Origin of the sequence: Methylobacterium ajmalii, from assembly GCF_016613415.1 — a bacterium.
Lineage (GTDB): Bacteria > Pseudomonadota > Alphaproteobacteria > Rhizobiales > Beijerinckiaceae > Methylobacterium > Methylobacterium ajmalii.
Genome location: NZ_JACWCT010000071.1, coordinates 51,857 through 67,854, shown reverse-complemented (window position 1 = coordinate 67,854; position 15,998 = coordinate 51,857). Strand labels below are relative to the sequence as shown.

10 protein-coding genes and 1 rRNA gene are annotated in these 15,998 nt (G+C 72.2%); 4 read left to right on the top strand and 7 right to left on the bottom strand.

Features of this window, described 5'->3' with window-relative positions:
- A 5S ribosomal RNA gene (rrf, locus tag HPY23_RS13460) occupies nucleotides 1-94 on the top strand; the annotation flags it as partial.
- A 183-nt stretch (nucleotides 95-277) separates the two neighbouring features.
- Here the strand turns inward: rrf and HPY23_RS13455 are convergent.
- From HPY23_RS13455 to HPY23_RS13445, 3 genes are all read right to left on the bottom strand, one after another.
- The gene (locus HPY23_RS13455; protein ID WP_091891576.1) at nucleotides 278-1,381 is read right to left on the bottom strand and encodes an ATP-dependent DNA helicase; all 1,104 of its coding nucleotides are present in this window, start codon (nucleotides 1,379-1,381) and stop codon (nucleotides 278-280) included.
- A complete protein-coding gene (locus HPY23_RS13450) occupies nucleotides 1,378-3,168 on the bottom strand; it encodes a cation:proton antiporter domain-containing protein (RefSeq protein WP_091891579.1) in 1,791 nt (596 codons plus the stop codon). The genes HPY23_RS13455 and HPY23_RS13450 overlap by 4 nt, the downstream gene beginning before the upstream one ends.
- A 124-nt stretch (nucleotides 3,169-3,292) precedes the next feature.
- Nucleotides 3,293-4,597, bottom strand: coding sequence for a cystathionine gamma-synthase family protein (locus HPY23_RS13445; RefSeq protein WP_091891582.1), 1,305 nt, complete (start codon nucleotides 4,595-4,597; stop codon nucleotides 3,293-3,295).
- 248 nt (nucleotides 4,598-4,845) lie between these two features.
- Between HPY23_RS13445 and HPY23_RS13440 the strand changes: the two genes are divergently transcribed.
- Together HPY23_RS13440 and HPY23_RS13435 are read left to right on the top strand one after the other, a co-directional pair.
- Nucleotides 4,846-6,075, top strand: coding sequence for an ATPase (locus tag HPY23_RS13440; protein ID WP_210344260.1), 1,230 nt, complete (start codon nucleotides 4,846-4,848; stop codon nucleotides 6,073-6,075).
- A complete protein-coding gene (locus tag HPY23_RS13435) occupies nucleotides 6,072-6,725 on the top strand; it encodes a hypothetical protein (RefSeq protein ID WP_060846071.1) in 654 nt (217 codons plus the stop codon). Before HPY23_RS13440 ends, HPY23_RS13435 begins: the two co-directional genes overlap by 4 nt.
- Nucleotides 6,726-6,756: 31 nt before the next feature.
- On the opposite strand, the gene HPY23_RS13430 is transcribed toward HPY23_RS13435, so the two are convergent.
- The 4 genes from HPY23_RS13430 to HPY23_RS13410 form a co-directional block, all read right to left on the bottom strand.
- Nucleotides 6,757-7,818: an MBL fold metallo-hydrolase gene (locus tag HPY23_RS13430; RefSeq protein ID WP_091891585.1), complete on the bottom strand. Its 1,062-nt coding sequence runs from the start codon at nucleotides 7,816-7,818 to the stop codon at nucleotides 6,757-6,759.
- A 476-nt stretch (nucleotides 7,819-8,294) separates the two neighbouring features.
- Nucleotides 8,295-8,687: a PilZ domain-containing protein gene (locus HPY23_RS13425; protein ID WP_060849225.1), complete on the bottom strand. Its 393-nt coding sequence runs from the start codon at nucleotides 8,685-8,687 to the stop codon at nucleotides 8,295-8,297.
- A gap of 119 nt (nucleotides 8,688-8,806) precedes the next feature.
- Nucleotides 8,807-9,034 carry a hypothetical protein gene (locus tag HPY23_RS13420; protein ID WP_060846073.1) on the bottom strand — a complete coding sequence of 76 codons (228 nt, stop codon included), beginning with the start codon at nucleotides 9,032-9,034 and terminating at the stop codon, nucleotides 8,807-8,809.
- Between the two features lie 721 nt (nucleotides 9,035-9,755).
- Nucleotides 9,756-11,798 (bottom strand): NAD(+) synthase, encoded by a 2,043-nt coding sequence (locus tag HPY23_RS13410; RefSeq protein ID WP_091891588.1) that lies wholly within the window; start codon nucleotides 11,796-11,798, stop codon nucleotides 9,756-9,758.
- A 1,915-nt stretch (nucleotides 11,799-13,713) separates the two neighbouring features.
- Between HPY23_RS13410 and HPY23_RS34075 the strand changes: the two genes are divergently transcribed.
- Nucleotides 13,714-15,998, top strand: a 2,285-nt coding sequence (locus HPY23_RS34075) for a DNA translocase FtsK (protein ID WP_478219415.1), incomplete at its 3' end; no start/stop codon positions are given.

Here is a 15,998-nt window from a genome sequence, read left to right as displayed (position 1 = left end):
TCAGAACCCGATCCCATCTCGAACTCGGCCGTTAACCGCCCCAGCGCCTATGGTACTGTGTCTCAAGACACGGGAGAGTCGGTCACCGCCAGACCTGCCAAGCACGTCATACATTCCCTCGACACGATCCGAACACAACGAAGCCCGCCCGGCTCGCGCCCGGCGGGCTTTTTCGTCGAGCGATTGTAACGCTGCTCGACTGCACGTTCTTCCTTGCCGGCCCAGAATGGCGTGCGGGGGCAGGCCGGGGGGGCAAGGTCGGGACGACCCCTGCCCCCTACACCACCACGGTGATCGCGTCCGCCGCGCGGGTCAGCGCCGTGTAGAGCCAGCGCGCCCGGTGCTCGCGGAAGGCATAGGATTCGTCGAACAGCACCACCTTGTCCCACTGCGAGCCCTGCGCCTTGTGCACGGTGAGCGCGTAGCCGTAGGTGAATTCCTCGGTCTCGCGCCGCAGGATCGCAGGCACCTCCTCGTCGCTGCCGGCGATCACCGAGCGCAGGACCCGGATGTCCTGGGGCTTGCGGCGCACGGCCGGGTCGTCCTCCGGCACCACGTCGAGGCGCACGAGGTCGGGGCGGGGGGCGGCGCGCAGGGCCTGGACGGTCCAGGTCGAGCCGTTGAGCAGGCCCTTGGTGCGGTCGTTGCGCAGGCAGACCAGCTTCTCGCCCACCGCCGGCATCGGGTCGACGTGGCCGATCAGCTCGCGGATGCGGCCGTTGTAGAGCCGCCGGGTGCGGTTCATGCCCACCAGCACCTGGTCGGCGGCGAGCACCGTCTGCGGGTCGATGGCGCGGCGCGGGATCACCCGGCTGTCGCCGTAGGTGCCGAACTCGAGCCGCCCGCCCTCGCGCACCGTCATGGCGAGGCGCACGATCGGGTTGTCGGCGGCCTGGCGGTGGACTTCCGTGAGCATCACGTCGGGCTCGGCCTCGGTGAAGAAGCCGCCGCCCTTCACCGGCGGCAGCTGCGCCGGATCGCCCAGCACCAGCACCGGGGTGTCGAAGGAGAGAAGGTCGTTGCCGAGGTCGCCGTCGACCATCGAGCATTCGTCGATCACCACGAGGGCCGCCTTGCTCACCGGCCCGGTGCGGTTGAGGGTGAAGGCCGGCCCGCCCTCGGTATCCTCGCGGGTGCGATAGATCAGGCTGTGGATGGTGGAGGCGTCGAGGCAGCCCCGCGCGCGCATGACGGACGCCGCCTTGCCGGTATAGGCGCAGAAGAGCACCCCGCCGTCGACGTCCTCGGCGAGGCGCTTGGCGAGCGTGGTCTTGCCGGTGCCGGCGAAGCCGAACAGGCGGAAGACCTGCGGGCTGCCGCGCTTCAGCCAGTCCGACACCGCCTTGAGCGCCGCCTCCTGCTGGGCGCCGAGCCCGCTCACGAGGTCTTGCCCACGGTGCGACGGGCCTGGAAGGCGGCGGCCGGCGGCGCCTCCTTGCGGCGCAGGATCGCCCGGAACTCGTCGCGGCGCTCGTGGATCGAGGCGATGACGAGACCCATCGGCACCCCGACGTCGACCAGCACGGCCTCCGAGAGCTGGAGCGAGGCCTCGATCGTCTCGGGCACGGCATCGTCCACGCCCATCTCGTAGAGGGCAGTCGCGTGGCGGGCGTCCCGGGCGCGGGCGACGATGGTCAGGTCCGGCCGCTCGGTCCGGGCGGCCGCCACCACCGCCTCGACGGCGCGCGGCTGGTCGAGGGTGACGACCAGCGCCCGGGCGGTGTCGATGCCGCAGCGGCGCAGCAGGTCGGCATTGGCCGAATCGCCGAAATAGACCGGGTTGCCGAGCCGGCGCTGGTCGGCGACGCGGGCTGCGTCCATGTCGAGGGCGATGTAGGGCACCTTGTGTCGGGCCAGCATCTCGGCGACGAGCTGGCCGACCCGGCCGTAGCCCGCGACGATCACCCGACCCGGTTGGCGCTCCGCCGGGGGCGGCTCGGCCCGGGCGCGGCCGAGCGTGGTCCGGTCGATCCGCCGGCCGAGGCGGCGGGCGAGCGCGGCGAGGCCGGGAATCATCACCATCGTGGCGGTGGTGACGACGAGGGCCGCCTGGCCGAGATCGTCGGGCACGAGTCCGGCGGCGAGCGCGCTGCCGACGAGCACGAAGGCGAACTCGCCCCCGGGCCCGAGCAGCAGCGCCGATTCGAGCGCTACCGCCCGGGGCAGGCGCAGGGCCCTGCCGACGCCGAGGATGACCCCGCCCTTGAGGACGAGGAGCCCGACGGCCAATCCCAAGATGGTCAGCGGCGTCTTCATCAGCACCGCCGGGTCGATGCCCATGCCGACCGAGACGAAGAACACCCCGAGCAGCAGACCCTTGAACGGGTCGATCGTCGCCTCGATCGCCCGGCGGTACTCGGTCTCGGCCAGCAGCAGCCCGGCGACGAACGCCCCGAGCGTCATCGACAGGCCGCTCGCCGCGGCGACGAGGGCGGTCGCCGCGATGACGAGGAGGCAGGCCGCCATGAACAATTCGGGGCTGCGGGTGCGGGCGACGAGCTGGAACAGCGGGCGCAGGCCCAGCCGCCCGACGCCGACGAGGAGTGCCAGCGCCACCGCGGCCTGGCCCAGCGCGATGGCGAGCCCCGTCACCGCGTCGCCGTCCTTGCGGCCGAGCACCGCGATGGCGAACAGCACCGGCGCGACGGCGAGGTCCTGAAACAGCAGCACCGCGAAGCTCGCCCGGCCGGCCGGCGTGTTGAGGCGCTTCTGCTCGGCCAGCACCGGCAGCACGATGGCGGTGGAGGAGAGCGCGAGCGCCAGCCCGACCAGGATCGCGGCGGTGGGCGGGACCTCGAGCGCCATCAGCACCCCCCCGACGAGGAGGCCCGACACGGCGACCTGCAGCGAGCCGAGGCCGAAGACGAGGCGGCGCAGGATGCGCAGGCGCTCCCAGGACAGCTCGACCCCGATCATGAACATCAGGAACACCACGCCGAGCTCGGCGAGATGCGCGATCTCGGTGCGGTTCGAGATCGTCACCACGCCCAGCCACGGCACCGTCTCGGTGAGCCGCCCGAGGCCGGACGGCCCGAGGAGCGCGCCCGCCCCGATGAAGCCGAGAACCGGGCTGACGCGCAGGCGATGGAACAGCGGCACCACGATCCCGGCGGTGACCAGGAACAGGATGACTTCCTTGTAGGAGCCGGACGCGGCGTGCTCGGTCATCGGGAGCGGCGGGGCCTTCTCGGTTCGCGGGAGGGGGGCCCGCCGACGATGCGCGGCCGGGGCGGCGCCATCATGCGGAGGGCCCCCGCCGGGGCAAGCCAAAACGGGCCGCGCCCGGTGCTTTTCAATCCAGGGTGGCGAGAGCCGCCTGCAAGTCGGCCGCCAGATCCTCCGGATGCTCGATGCCGATCGAGACCCGGATGGTCGCGTCGGTGACGCCGAGCCGGTCGCGCACCGCCTTCGGCACTCCCGAATGGGTGGTGGAGGCCGGGTGGCTCGCCAGCGATTCGGTGCCGCCCAGGCTCACCGCGAGCTTGAACAGCTGGAGCGCGTTGAGCACCCGGAAGGCCTCCGCCTCGCCGCCCGCGACGTCGAACGAGAAGGTCGAGCCGGGCGCGGCGCATTGCGCGGCGTAGACCCGCGCCGCGCCGGAGCCGGGCTCGAGATGGCCGAGGTGGTGGAGCCGCGTCACCTTCGGGTGGGCGCGCAGGCGCTCGGCGATGATCTCGCCGTTGCGGCTGGCCTTCTCCATCCGCAGCGTCAGGGTCTCGAGCGAGCGCCCGAGCATCCAGCACGAATGCGGATCGAGCTGGGTGCCGATCGCCGAGCGCAGCAGCCGCACCGGCTTCATCCGGGCCGCCGAGCCGAGCGCCGCCCCGGCGATGAGGTCCGAGTGGCCGCCGACATACTTCGTCAGCGAGTAGACCGAGATGTCGGCACCAAGGCGCAGGGGATGCTGGAAGAGCGGGCCGAGCAGGGTGTTGTCGCACACGACCACGGGCGCCTGGCCCCCCTGCCCGGCGCCGATCCGGTCGGCGGCGGCGCGCACCAGCGCCAGGTCGACGAGGGTGTTGAGGGGGTTCGAGGGCGTCTCGACCATCACGACGCTGACGCGCCCGCCGCCCTCCTTCGCCAGGGCCTGCGCCGCGTCGGCGGCCGCCGTGACGCTGCCCTCGTCGGTGCCGTCCTGGAAGCCGACGGCGCCGATGCCGAACCCGGCCAGCGTCTTGGCGATCAGCGTCTCGGTGCCGCCGTAGAGCGGCTGGGAGTGCAGCAGCACGTCCCCGGGGCGGGCATGGGCCAGGATCACGGTGGCGATGGCCGACATGCCCGACGAGAACAGGAGGGCTGCCTCCGCCTCCTCGAACACCGCCAGGCGGTCCTCGACGATCTCGCTGTTGGGATGGTTGAAGCGCGAATAGACGAGGCCCGCCGCCTCGCCGGCCGGCGGCTCGCGCCGGCCCGAGACGTAGTCGAAGAACTCCTTGCCGTGCTCGGCGGAGGTGAACACGAAGGTCGAGGTGAGGAAGACCGGCGGCTTCACCGCCCCCTCGGACAGGGCGGGGTCGTAGCCGTAGCCGAGCATCAGCGTCTCGGGGTGCAGGCGGCGGTTGCCGAGCGTGGTCTTGTGGTAGCGGTCGTCCGACATGCGGGCCTCGCTCCGGTCTGGCGACGCCGGCTTCATCCGGCGTCGGGAATCGGCGCACGGCGGCGCCACACGCCGCGAGTCTAGCGCGGCCCGTCGCGTTTTGCGGTGCGTAATGCGGGATCGGGACGCTGCGCCGCGGCATGCCCGGCTCGCCCAGGGCGCAATTTCGGCGCAAAACCCGCATAGCGGGAAGGATTGAGATTCCGTGTACGCACCCGCCCTCCGAGGGGGCGAGGCGAGGAGTTGTGATGGGCCGACAGCCTCCCGATCGGGTGATCGTGCGCGAGCGGCGCGCCTGGGCCGACGAGTCCGACGCCTGGAAGCAGGACCGCGCGGTCCGCAAGGGCTATCGCATCCGCTGGGGCTACGTCGGCATCGCCTACGTGGTCGAGGCGCTGGTGATCTGCACCTCGCTCGCCGGCGCCTGGTTCTTCGCCGAGACCTACGCCGACCGCCACGACCAGAGCTTCTGGTTCATGCTGATGGCGCCGATCGTCTACGCGGCGATCGAGCTGTGCCGGGTGCCCCTCGGCATCCTGATCCGGGTGCAGCGCGACTGGCTGATCAAGGGCCTGGCGATCGTCGGCATCGTGATGGCGGCGGGCGTGACCACCAAGTCGGTGTCGCAGCTCGGCGAGATGATGTTCCATCCCCGCCTCGCCGAGGCCTCGAAGGCCCGCACCCTGCTCAAGGAAGCCGAGGCCGACCGGGGCACGATCGACAACCGCATCGCCCAGGCCGATGCCCGGGTGGCGCAGTACGCGGCGGAGGCCGCCGCGCTGGAGAAGCGTTCGGCCGAGGCGTCGTCGCAGCTCGCCGGCCTGCCGGGGCAGCGCTGCGAGCGGCTGTCGGGCACCAACAGCCGCGGCAAGCGCTACAGCTACATGCGCTGCGTCACCGATCCGCGCACCGCCACCATCGCGGGCAGCCTGAAGAGCGCCGGCGACGAGCGCGCGGTGGTGGCCAAGAACCTGGCGGAGGCCCGCGCCGCCCGGGCGCAACTCGACCGCGCCGCCGCCGACCGGCGGGTGACCGAGGCCGAGGGCGCGTACCGCGACGCGGTGCGCCGCTCGCAGCTGCACTCCTTCACCGCCATGGTGTACGGCGCCGATCCGATCGACGTCACCGACCAGCAGGTCCACGCCTTCCTGCGGATCTTCGTCTTCGCGCCGGCGCTCTGTGCCGCCTTCGCCTCGACGCTGCTCGCGCTCTGCGCCGTGCAGGTCCGCAAGACCTACCGCGACGAGGACGACCTCGACACGGTGATGCAGGCCGAGGGCATGCCGCTTCTCCTCAACCAGATGGCCGAGAGCGCGACCCAGATCCAGGACGCGCAGCGGGCGATGCGCGAGGCCGCGGTGGCCTCGGGTGCCGCCATCCCCCTCGACCAGCGCCGCTCCCCCACCGTGCCGCAGGCCGGCACGCCCCCGGCGGCGCCTTCGCGCGACGACGACCGTATCGAGAGACCGAGACCGTGAGCTATCTCGCACCGGGCACCCCGGAGAACGTCGCGCTCGCCCAGCACGTCAACGGGCGCCTGCGGGCGGAGGCCCGGATCTCCAACGCCCGCGCCTTCCTGTTCCGCGCGATCGGGTTCGGCGCCTTCATGGGGCTGGCCGGCGCCGGGCTGGGCGCGGCCTTCTACGGCTACGCGACCATGAACGAGGTCGGAAACGCGTCGGACACGCTCGCCAAGGCCCTGACCCAGGCCCTCGAGACCACGACCCTCAAGACGAGCGGCGAGGTCCGGCTCGCCGACAACACCCTGAAGATCGAGGGCGGCCTGCCGGCCTCCAAGGGCCTGCCCGACGTGTCCTCGCTCACCGGCAACCAGGGCAAGTCGGAGGCGCCCGCCAATGCCGCGGTGCGCACCAGCTTCACGGTGTTCAAGACCGTCCCGTTCCTCGACGGCACGATCGTGACCGGGTGGAACTTCAAGGGTGACGAGCAGAAGCCTGAGCAGCAATACTGCTACCTGACGCGGCCACAGACCTTCGGCGACGGCACCACCTCGCAGCAGATCACCGTGGCGATGGACGGCAAGGTGCTGCCGCAGCCGGCGAAGTCAGAGATCAACTTCGCGACTATCGCCCGCAGCTGCATCTGGTTCGACCCCTCGAAGCTCTGAAGAGGTGAATCAGGGCCCGCCCGGGCTCCCCTCACCCGCCCCAGACCTGCCCCGGACGCAGCGCCAGGAACCGATCCGCCGGGATCTCCGCCGCTGCCAGCGCCCGGCCCAGCGCCTCGGCGGGCTCGCCCGGGCCCTCGTTGGTGAGGCGGAACGTGCCCCAGTGGTGGCCGAGCGCCTGCTCGGCCCCGACCTCGCGAAACACCCGCACCGCCTCCTCGGGGTTCATGTGCTGGGGCTGCATGAACCAGCGCGGCTCGTAGGCGCCGATCGGCAGGGTGGCGAGGCGCGGCGCGCCGAAGCGCTCCCGCACCGGACGGAAGATCGCCCCGTCGCCGTAGCCGGTATCGCCGACGTGGTAGAGCACGCCCCGCGGCGTGGTGAGAACGAAGGCGCACCAGAGCGCCATGCGCCGGTCGTTCACGCCCCGGGCCGACCAGTGGTAGGCCGGCACCAGATGGACCACGATCCCGCCGCCGAGATCGACCGATCCGCCCCAGTCCCGGGTCTCCACCGGGATCGTCGCGTCGTAGCTGCGGATGATCGCGTCGTTGCCGAGGGGCGCCACGAAGGTCGGGGCGTGCTCGGCCCAGAGCCGGGCCAGGATCGGCCCGTCGAGATGGTCGTAGTGGTTGTGGGTGATCAGCACCGCATCGATCGGCGGCAGCGCCGAGAAGGCGATGCCCGGCGGGTTGACGCGCTTGGGGCCGGTGAAGCCCACCGGGCTCGCGCGCCGCGCATAGACCGGATCGACCAGGATGTTGCGGCCCGAGACCTGGATCAGCAGGCTGGCATGCCCGATATGGACCACCCTCAGCCCCTCGACCCGCTCCGGCGGCGCGTCCGGCGGGAACGGGCTCGGGACCCGGGCCGGCCAGGCCTCCCGCCCACCGCCGAGCTGCCAGCGCGCGACCTCGCCGACGCCCTTGTCCTGCGGCTGTCCCGGCGAGAAGAACCGCACCCCGTCGAAATGGTCGCTCACGGGCCCCTTGTAGTAGGGGTTGCGGTTGCGCCGGTGCGCGGCGTAGCCGACGCCGCCGAGCGTCATCACCGTCATGGCGCTGGCGAACTTGAGGAAGCCACGGTTCTTCATGCCTGCGGAGATGACCGATCGCAGGCCAGGGTCAAGATGCGCGCCCGCGGACCCTTCGCCGCGCCCGGGCCGCATTGCGCCGCGCCGCCGAACGGTTACATTGATCCTATCGGAAACAACAGGAAGGAGGTGATCCAGTGTCTCATTGTCATCAGCCGCGGTCGTCTGCGCACCGGACCTGGATCGTCGCCTCCGGCTTCACGGCCTGAGCGCACGACGAGCTATCCGGGATCGGTGATGATCCTGCGGAATTGCTGATGCAATTCTGATCGATCGGTCGGACCGCGGTTCGGCAATGGAAGGGCTGCCTCGGCAACGGGGCGGCCCTTCGCATGTTCGGGGAGTCGATCGTCCTGGCAAGCGCGCCCACGCGGCGCCCTGCCGGATCGGCGGGCCGCCTGCTCATCCGACGACGCGCCTCGGCGCCACGTCGCGCCTCTTCGTGATCACGACGCTTCGATCGGGCCGGGAGGTCCCTACGCGGTCCGTTCCAGCAGCATCGCCTCGGCTTCCTTGAGCTGGCGCTGCAAGGCGGCGTTCTCGGCTTCGAGCTCCTGGATGCGGGCGAGCAGCGCGGCCGTCGACGGTTCCGCGGCGGCCGGCGCCGCGGCCCGGGCCGGCTCCTCGGCGAAGGTCACCCCGATGCTGTCGTCCTTGCGCCAGCGCAGAGTCGCCTTGTAGGTGCGGTCCTTGGCGGGGATCAGGAGGTCGAAGCCGCCCGGCAGGGTCGCGGTCTGGCTCAGCATCAGCCGCGCCCCGGAGCCCGAGAGATCCCGGACCAGGCAATCCATGCTGGAATTGCCGTTGTTGAAGATGATGCGTCCCTTCAGGAACGTCCGCAGGCGGGTCTCCCTGCGCAGCTCGGACATGTCGGACATGGCGGCCAGCCCCGTTCGGCCTCGCGGGTTTCGGTACGGGGCGATCATGCCCCGCGGACCTTTAAGGAATGTTCGCCGCGATCCGCGAGTCCCCGGTCCCGACCCCGCGTTCAGCCCTGCCCGCCGCCCATGCTCTGGAACAGGTAGAAGCCGTTGAAGCGCACCGCGGTCGCGGCCGCCGCGCCATCAAAGCCGACGGGCCGGGGCGTGCTGCCGTCGAGCTTGCCGCCGAAGGCCCAGCGCGCCTCGGTGACGAAGGCCGGCACGGCGTAATCCTCCGGCACCGCGCAGACCAGGCCGTCGAGGCTCTTCAGGCAGAACAGGTTGTAGCTTCGCATCGGATCGCCTCCGCTCGCAGGTGCTGCCCTCGCAGGTGCTACCATGGCGTCCATCCGGTAAGGCCCGATTGGGCCGAGACTATGTCGCGCCTTCCGGCATGGCGATACCGCAATCTCCGCCGTTCCGCCAAGTGCGGTCCGGCACAGAGCGATGCAATCACGAAAACGTGCGAGCCGGGAACCGTGGGACGACACGGGAAACAACGCAGAAAACAGGGGAATGGCGGGGGCGGTCGCGGTCTTATCGCTCCATCAACTCGGACAAATTCCAGTTGTGCAGGATCTGGTCGACGGTCGCGACATCGAGGTGCTGGTCGAAGCGCTGCCCGTAGAGGGTCATCATCGCGTCGTGGGTCTCGTCCGACGAGGAGCACACCGCGTCGGCGGCGAGCACGCTGCGGTAGCCGCGGTCGGATCGCCCCGAGCACGCTCGCCAGCACGCAGACGTCGGTCTCGCCGCCGGTGATCACCAGGGTCTCGGCCCGACGCGCCCGCAACGCGCTCTCCGGCCCCGGCTCCATCCAGGGCGTGCGCCATGCGGTCTCCTCGGCGAAGAGGTTCTGCATGTCGACGCAGACATGCACGGCCCGCTTCTCGAGCGGGCCGTTCGGCAGGACGTCTGTCCCGGTGGGGATACCGGCCATCGCGGTCGGCTCCCGTGCGGGGGCTCTTCACGGCCCCGCGGCCGGACCAACTTAGATACTCCTGTGGGGTTTCTGATCTAGCCGTGCGGGACGTTGCGCTCCAGCTCTTCGAGCCAGATCCGGGCGTTGCCGTCGGAAGGTGCGCGCCAGTCGCCGCGGGGCGAGAGAGCGCCGCCCGCCGCCACCTTCGGCCCGTTCGGCAGGGCCGAGCGCTTGAACTGGCTGAAGCCGAAGAAGCGGCGCAGGAACACCACGAGCCAGGCCCGGATCTCCGGCAGGGCGTACGCCCCCCGCTTCGCCTCCGGGAAGCCGGGAGGCCAGGGCCCGCGGCCGGCATCCTCCCAGGCCATCAGCGCCAGGAAGGCGATCTTCGAGGGGCGGTAGCCGTAGCGCAGCGTGTAGAACAGCGTGAAGTCCTGCAGCGCGTAGGGACCGATCTTCGATTCGGTGCTCTGGATCGTCTCGCCCTCGCGCGCCGGCACCAGCTCGGGCGAGATCTCGGTGGCGAGGATGGCGTCCAGGGTGGCACCGACCTCGGCCTCGAACTGGCCCGAGGCGATCACCCAGCGGATCAGGTGCTGGATCAGGGTCTTGGGCACCCCGGCATTGACCGCGTAGTGGGACATCTGGTCCCCGACGCCGTAGGTGCACCAGCCGAGCGCCAGCTCCGACAAATCGCCGGTGCCGATCACGATGGCGTCGTGCTGGTTGGCGAGCCGGAACAGGTAATCGGTGCGCAGGCCTGCCTGCACGTTCTCGAAGGTGACGTCGTAGACCTCCTCGCCCCGCCCGAACGGGTGGCCCATGTCGGCGAGCATCTGGCGGGCGGCCGGGCGGATGTCGAGCTCGGCCGCGCGGGTCCCGAGCGCCGCCATCAGCCGGTGCGCGTTGCCCTTGGTCTCGTCCGAGGTCGCGAAGCCCGGCATCGTGTAGGTGAGGATGTCGGTGCGCGGCAGGCCGAGCTCGTCGAAGGCCCGGGCGGCGACGATCAGCGCGTGGGTCGAATCGAGGCCGCCCGAGATGCCGATCACCACCCGCCGGGTGCCGATCGCCCGCAGGCGCTGGACGAGGCCGGCGACCTGGATCGTGTAGCCCTCGTAGCAATCCTGGGCGAGGCGGGCGGGATCGGCCGGCACGAAGGGGAAGCGCTCGACCGTGCGGCGCAGGCCCAGATCCGCCTCCGGCGGCGCCACCCGGAACGGCACCCGGCGGAAGGCCGGCGCGGCGCCCAGGACCTGCCGGGCGTTGTCGTCGAAGCTGCCCATCTGGGCCCGCTCCTGGACCAGCCGGTCGAGGTCGATGTCGGCGCTCGTCACCTGCGGTTCGGCCGGGAAGCGCGGACCCTCGGCGATCGCCTCGCCGTCCTCGTAGATCGCGGTCTGCCCGTCCCAGGACAGGTCGGTGGTCGATTCGCCCGGGCCCGCCGCGGCGTAGATGTAGGCGGCGAGGCAGCGCGAGGAGGCCGAGCGGCAGAGCAGCGCCCGGTTGTCGGCCCGCCCGATGGTGATCGGGCTGCCCGAGAGGTTGGCCAGCACCGTGGCGCCGGCGAGGGCGGCCAGCGCCGAGGGCGGCACCGGGATCCACATGTCCTCGCAGACCTCGACCCCGAGGACGAGGCCCGGCAGGTCCTCGGCCGGAAACAGCAGGTCGGTGCCGAACGGCGCCTCCAGGGCGCCGACGCGGATCGTCTCGCCGGTCACCCCGGCGCCGGAGGCGAAGTGGCGCTTCTCGTAGAACTCGCGGTAGTTCGGCAGGTAGCTCTTGGGCACCACCCCGAGCAGCCGGCCGCGATGGATCACCGCGGCCGTGTTGTAGATCCGGTTTCGGTGGCGCAGAGGGGCGCCGACGACGAGGACCGGCATCAGCCCATGGCTCGCTTCGACCAGGCCGGCGAGCGCCGCCTCGACCCGTTCGCGCAGCGTCTCCTGCAGCAGCAGGTCCTCGAGCGCGTAGCCCGACAGGCACAGCTCGGGAAACACCGCCACCGCCGTGCCGTCCGCGTCGCAGCGTTGCGCCAGCCGCAGGATCTCGGCCGCGTTGGCGTCCGGGTCGGCGATGTGGGTGCGGCCGACGCAGGCCGCGACCCGGGCGAAACCGTGCCGGTAGAGGGATCGGAACATCGTGCGGGCAGCCCCTTCTCGCCGGAAATGCCCCCGTTCCTTAACGCGCCGGCCCGCGGCCCGGTACCCGGGGGCCCGTGCCTAATCCGGCGTTAACGATGCCGTGGCTAACTGGGCCCATGCGATGCGGCCGCGGGCCGCCCACACTCAAATCGGCATCATGAGACAATCGGGACGGCCACCCTTCTCCGACTCCTCGCCGCGTGCGCCCCAGCGGGTGCGCGACCATCTGCGCCCGCCCGAGCACCGGGGACGCCCGCTCGGCGTCCTGGCGCAGACCGTGATGAACCTGCGGGCGATCCTCGCCCGCCGTTTCGCCCCGCCGGCCCCGCCGGCCCAGCGCGACTACGCCCTGAGCCGGCGCGCCACCCCGAGCTGGATGGCCGACGCGCTCGTGCGCCCGACGCCGCCCGAGCCCGGCCCGGTTCCGGCCGCCCCGCCCGAGCCGTGGAGCCAGAGCCCGTTCGCCCCGCCGGCCCATCCCGCGCCCCGGCCGGCGCGGGCGGCGGCGTCCTTCGCGCCGCAAATCGAAGCTTTTTCGCCCGAGGCTTTTTCTCCAGAACCCTGGGTCCCGACGCCCGCCCCCGTCCCGGCCGAGGCGCCGCGACCCGTCGCACCCCGTCCGGCACAGGTCAGCGAGCAGGAGGGCCACGGCTACGGCCCCGCGGCGTCTCCCAAGGTGCCGGCCCGGTCCCCCGCTCCGCTGCGGGCCGCCGACGCCGTCGTGCCGCCGGCCGCGCCAGCGCCGGTCGAGTCCTTCCTTCCCGACGAGCCGGAGGGCCTGTCGTCCCCGGCCGTGATGGTCGCGCCCGAGCCGGCGGCCCCGCGCCGCGCCTCGACCTGGGCGCCCGATCCGGCCCTCGTTCCCGATGGCGGCTGGGCCATGCCGATCCCGCCCGCGGGTCCGGCCCGGGCCGTGCTGACCCGCGCCCGCCGCCGGGACGCCGAGCCGGACGCGTCCTCCGAGCCCGAGGCGCGGGCACGGCCGGTGGCGGAGCGCGCACCCGAGGCCGGCGTGCGCTTCACCCGCACGCCCGACCACGTCCTGCAGATGCGCCAGCGCCGGCGCGAGCAGGCCGTTCGCGAGAGGGAGGAGGCCCAGCGTGCCGCGCAGGCCGAGGCCGAAGCCCGCGCCGCCGCCGAGCTCGCGGCTGCCGAGGCGGCGCAGGCCGACGCGGAGGCCGCCCGGATCGAGGCGGAAGCGGCCGCGGCGGCCGCCGCAGTCCCGATCTGGCGCCAGCCCTTCGTGCTGCCCCCCGGCGTGCGCTTCACCCGCACGCCCGACCACCTGCTGCGCCATTCCGCCGAGGAGGCCGCCCCGGCCGAGCCCGCGCCGCCGGCCGCGGTCGGCGACACGGAGTCCGAGTCGGTGCCGGTGGCCGAGCCGATCGTCGCCGCGACCGCGGAGCCCCCCGCGGACCTCGACGCCCTGGATCCGTCCGCCGGGGCCTCGCCGGTCGCGGACCTCTCCGGCATCGCGCCGGTGGCCGCCTGCTTCGTCGCCGCGCCGATCTCGGTCGAGCCGGCGCGGTTCGAATGCGCGCAGGTCGAGACGGCGGTCGTCCGGCCCGTCGTCTTTGGTCCAGCCCCCCTGTTCGGTCCCGCACCCCTGTTCGGTCCCTTGCCCGAACCGACGCCCGGGAGCGTCGCGGCGATGCCCGAAGCGCTGCCGCCGGTGCCCGACCTTGTCGTCGAGCCGGTGGACGCCGCGGCCGCGCCGGCCGTGACGTTCGACGTGCCCGACGCCGCCATCCTGGTGCCGGTCGACGTCTCGCATCTGCGCTCCCTGCCGCCGCGCCCGGTCTACGCCCTCGACCGCCTGCTGCAGCACGATTGGACCCACCCGCTTTCGACCGCCGAAGAGCAGGACAACCGTCCCTTGCCGGAGCCGGAGCCCGAGACGGTCGAGGCCGCCGTGCCGGAGACGGCGGTGTCCGCGCCCGTCGCCGACTTGGTGGCCGAGGTCGCCGCGTCCGCGATACCCGCCCCCGCGGCCGAGCCGGATTCCGTACCGGCGCAGGACGTTGCCCAGGTCGAGGGTGTCGCCGAGGTTCGGGACATCGCCGAGGTCGAGGAGTCCGCCCCGGTCCATGCCGGCCCGGCCGTCGAGGCCGTCGAGGCTCACGGGACATTCCCGCCCGCCACGATCCTGCTGCCGGCGCCCGCGCCGATGCTGGCGCTCACCTATGCGCCGCTGGCGGATGCGATCCTCCTGCCCGCGCCCGCGGAGCCCGCATTCGTCGCGCCGTCCCTGCCCGCCCTCGCGGTCGAGGTCGCGCCGGTCGTCGCCGACGAGCCCTCCGCGTCCGCGCCGGTCGTCGGCGGGTTCGCGGCGATCGACTCCGCGGTGCCTGCCTTCATGCCGGCGTCCCTGACCGCGACGGGCTTTGCCGCCACGTCCTTCTCCTTCGCGCCCGTGCCGTGGTCATTCATCGCCGCGGATGCCCAGCCGCTGGGATCGGCGACCCCGTCCGAGCCGTCGCCGGTCGCCTCCGCTCCCGCGGAGCCCGCCCCGGCCGCGGCACCCCAGGTGGGGCAGCCCTTCGTCTACGTGCCGACCGGCCGCCAGAACGCGCAGCCGCCGGCCCCGACGCTGCCCTCGCCGCCGCGCCCGCCGCGCATCATCCTGCCCGTTGCGATGCAACAGGAGCCCGTTGCGGCGCCACAGGAGCCCGTTGCGCCTCAACAGGGGCCGATCGCGACGCAACCCGAGCCGGGCCTCGCGCAGCCGGAGACGTTTGCCGCGCCCGCCATGCCCACGGCCGCGGACTTCGCGCCGCAGCCGGCGCCGTCCGACGGCATCGTCTTCAACCCGTACGCCGAGCCGTACGCCGCCGCGGCATCCGCATGGTCGCCCGCCCCGTCCGAGCCGCAGGGCCTCGTGATCGGCACGACCGGGCTCGCCGTCGATCTCGGCCTCGATGCCGACGACGACGGGGAGGACGAGGACGACATCCTGGCGCCCGTCGCCACCATCCCGCTGCGCCAGGCCGCGCGTTTCGAGGTGCCCTACGAGCTTCCCTCGGTCGACCTCCTGGCCGAGCCGCGGGAATCGGACGGCAGCAACCTCGATCCCGAGATGCTGGAGGACAACGCCCTCCAGCTGCAGCAGGTGATCCAGGATTTCGGCGTGCGCGGGGAAATTCTCGCCGTGCGCCCCGGCCCGGTGGTGACGCTCTACGAGATGGAGCCGGCGCCCGGCACCAAGTCGAGCCGCGTGATCTCGCTCGCCGACGACATCGCCCGCTCGATGTCGGCGATCTCGGCCCGCGTCGCGGTCGTGCAGGGCCGCAACGCCATCGGCATCGAATTGCCGAACCTCAAGCGCGAGACCGTGTACCTGCGCGAGCTCCTGACCTCGCCGGTCTTCACCGAGACCAAGCAGAAGCTCGCGCTCTGCTTGGGGAAAAACATCGGCGGCGAGGCGATCATCGCCGACCTCGCCCGCATGCCCCACCTGCTGGTCGCCGGCACCACCGGCTCGGGCAAGTCGGTCGCCATCAATACCATGATCCTGTCGCTGCTCTACCGGCTGAAGCCGGAGGAGTGCCGCCTGATCATGGTCGACCCCAAGATGCTGGAGCTGTCGGTCTACGACGGCATCCCGCACCTGCTCTCTCCGGTCGTCACCGACCCCAAGAAGGCGGTCATCGCCCTCAAATGGGCGGTGCGCGAGATGGAGGAGCGCTACAAGAAGATGGCGCGCCTGGGCGTTCGCAACATCGACGGCTTCAACGCCAGGGTGGCGGAGGCGCGGGCGCGCGGCGAGGTGATCACCCGCACGGTCCAGACCGGCTTCGACCGCGAGACCGGCGAGGCGGTCTACGAGGACGAGGTCATGGACCTCTCCGCCCTGCCCTACATCGTGATCGTGGTCGACGAGATGGCCGACCTGATGATGGTGGCGGGCAAGGACATCGAGGGGGCGATCCAGCGCCTGGCCCAGATGGCGCGGGCCGCCGGCCTGCACCTGATCATGGCGACGCAGCGCCCGTCGGTGGACGTGATCACCGGCACGATCAAGGCGAACTTCCCGACCCGGATCTCCTTCCAGGTGACGAGCAAGATCGACTCGCGGACGATCCTGGGTGAGATGGGCGCCGAGCAGCTGCTGGGCCAGGGCGACATGCTGTTCATGGCGGGCGGCGGGCGCACGACCCGCGTGCACGGCCCGTTCTGCTCGGACGACGAGGTCGAGCA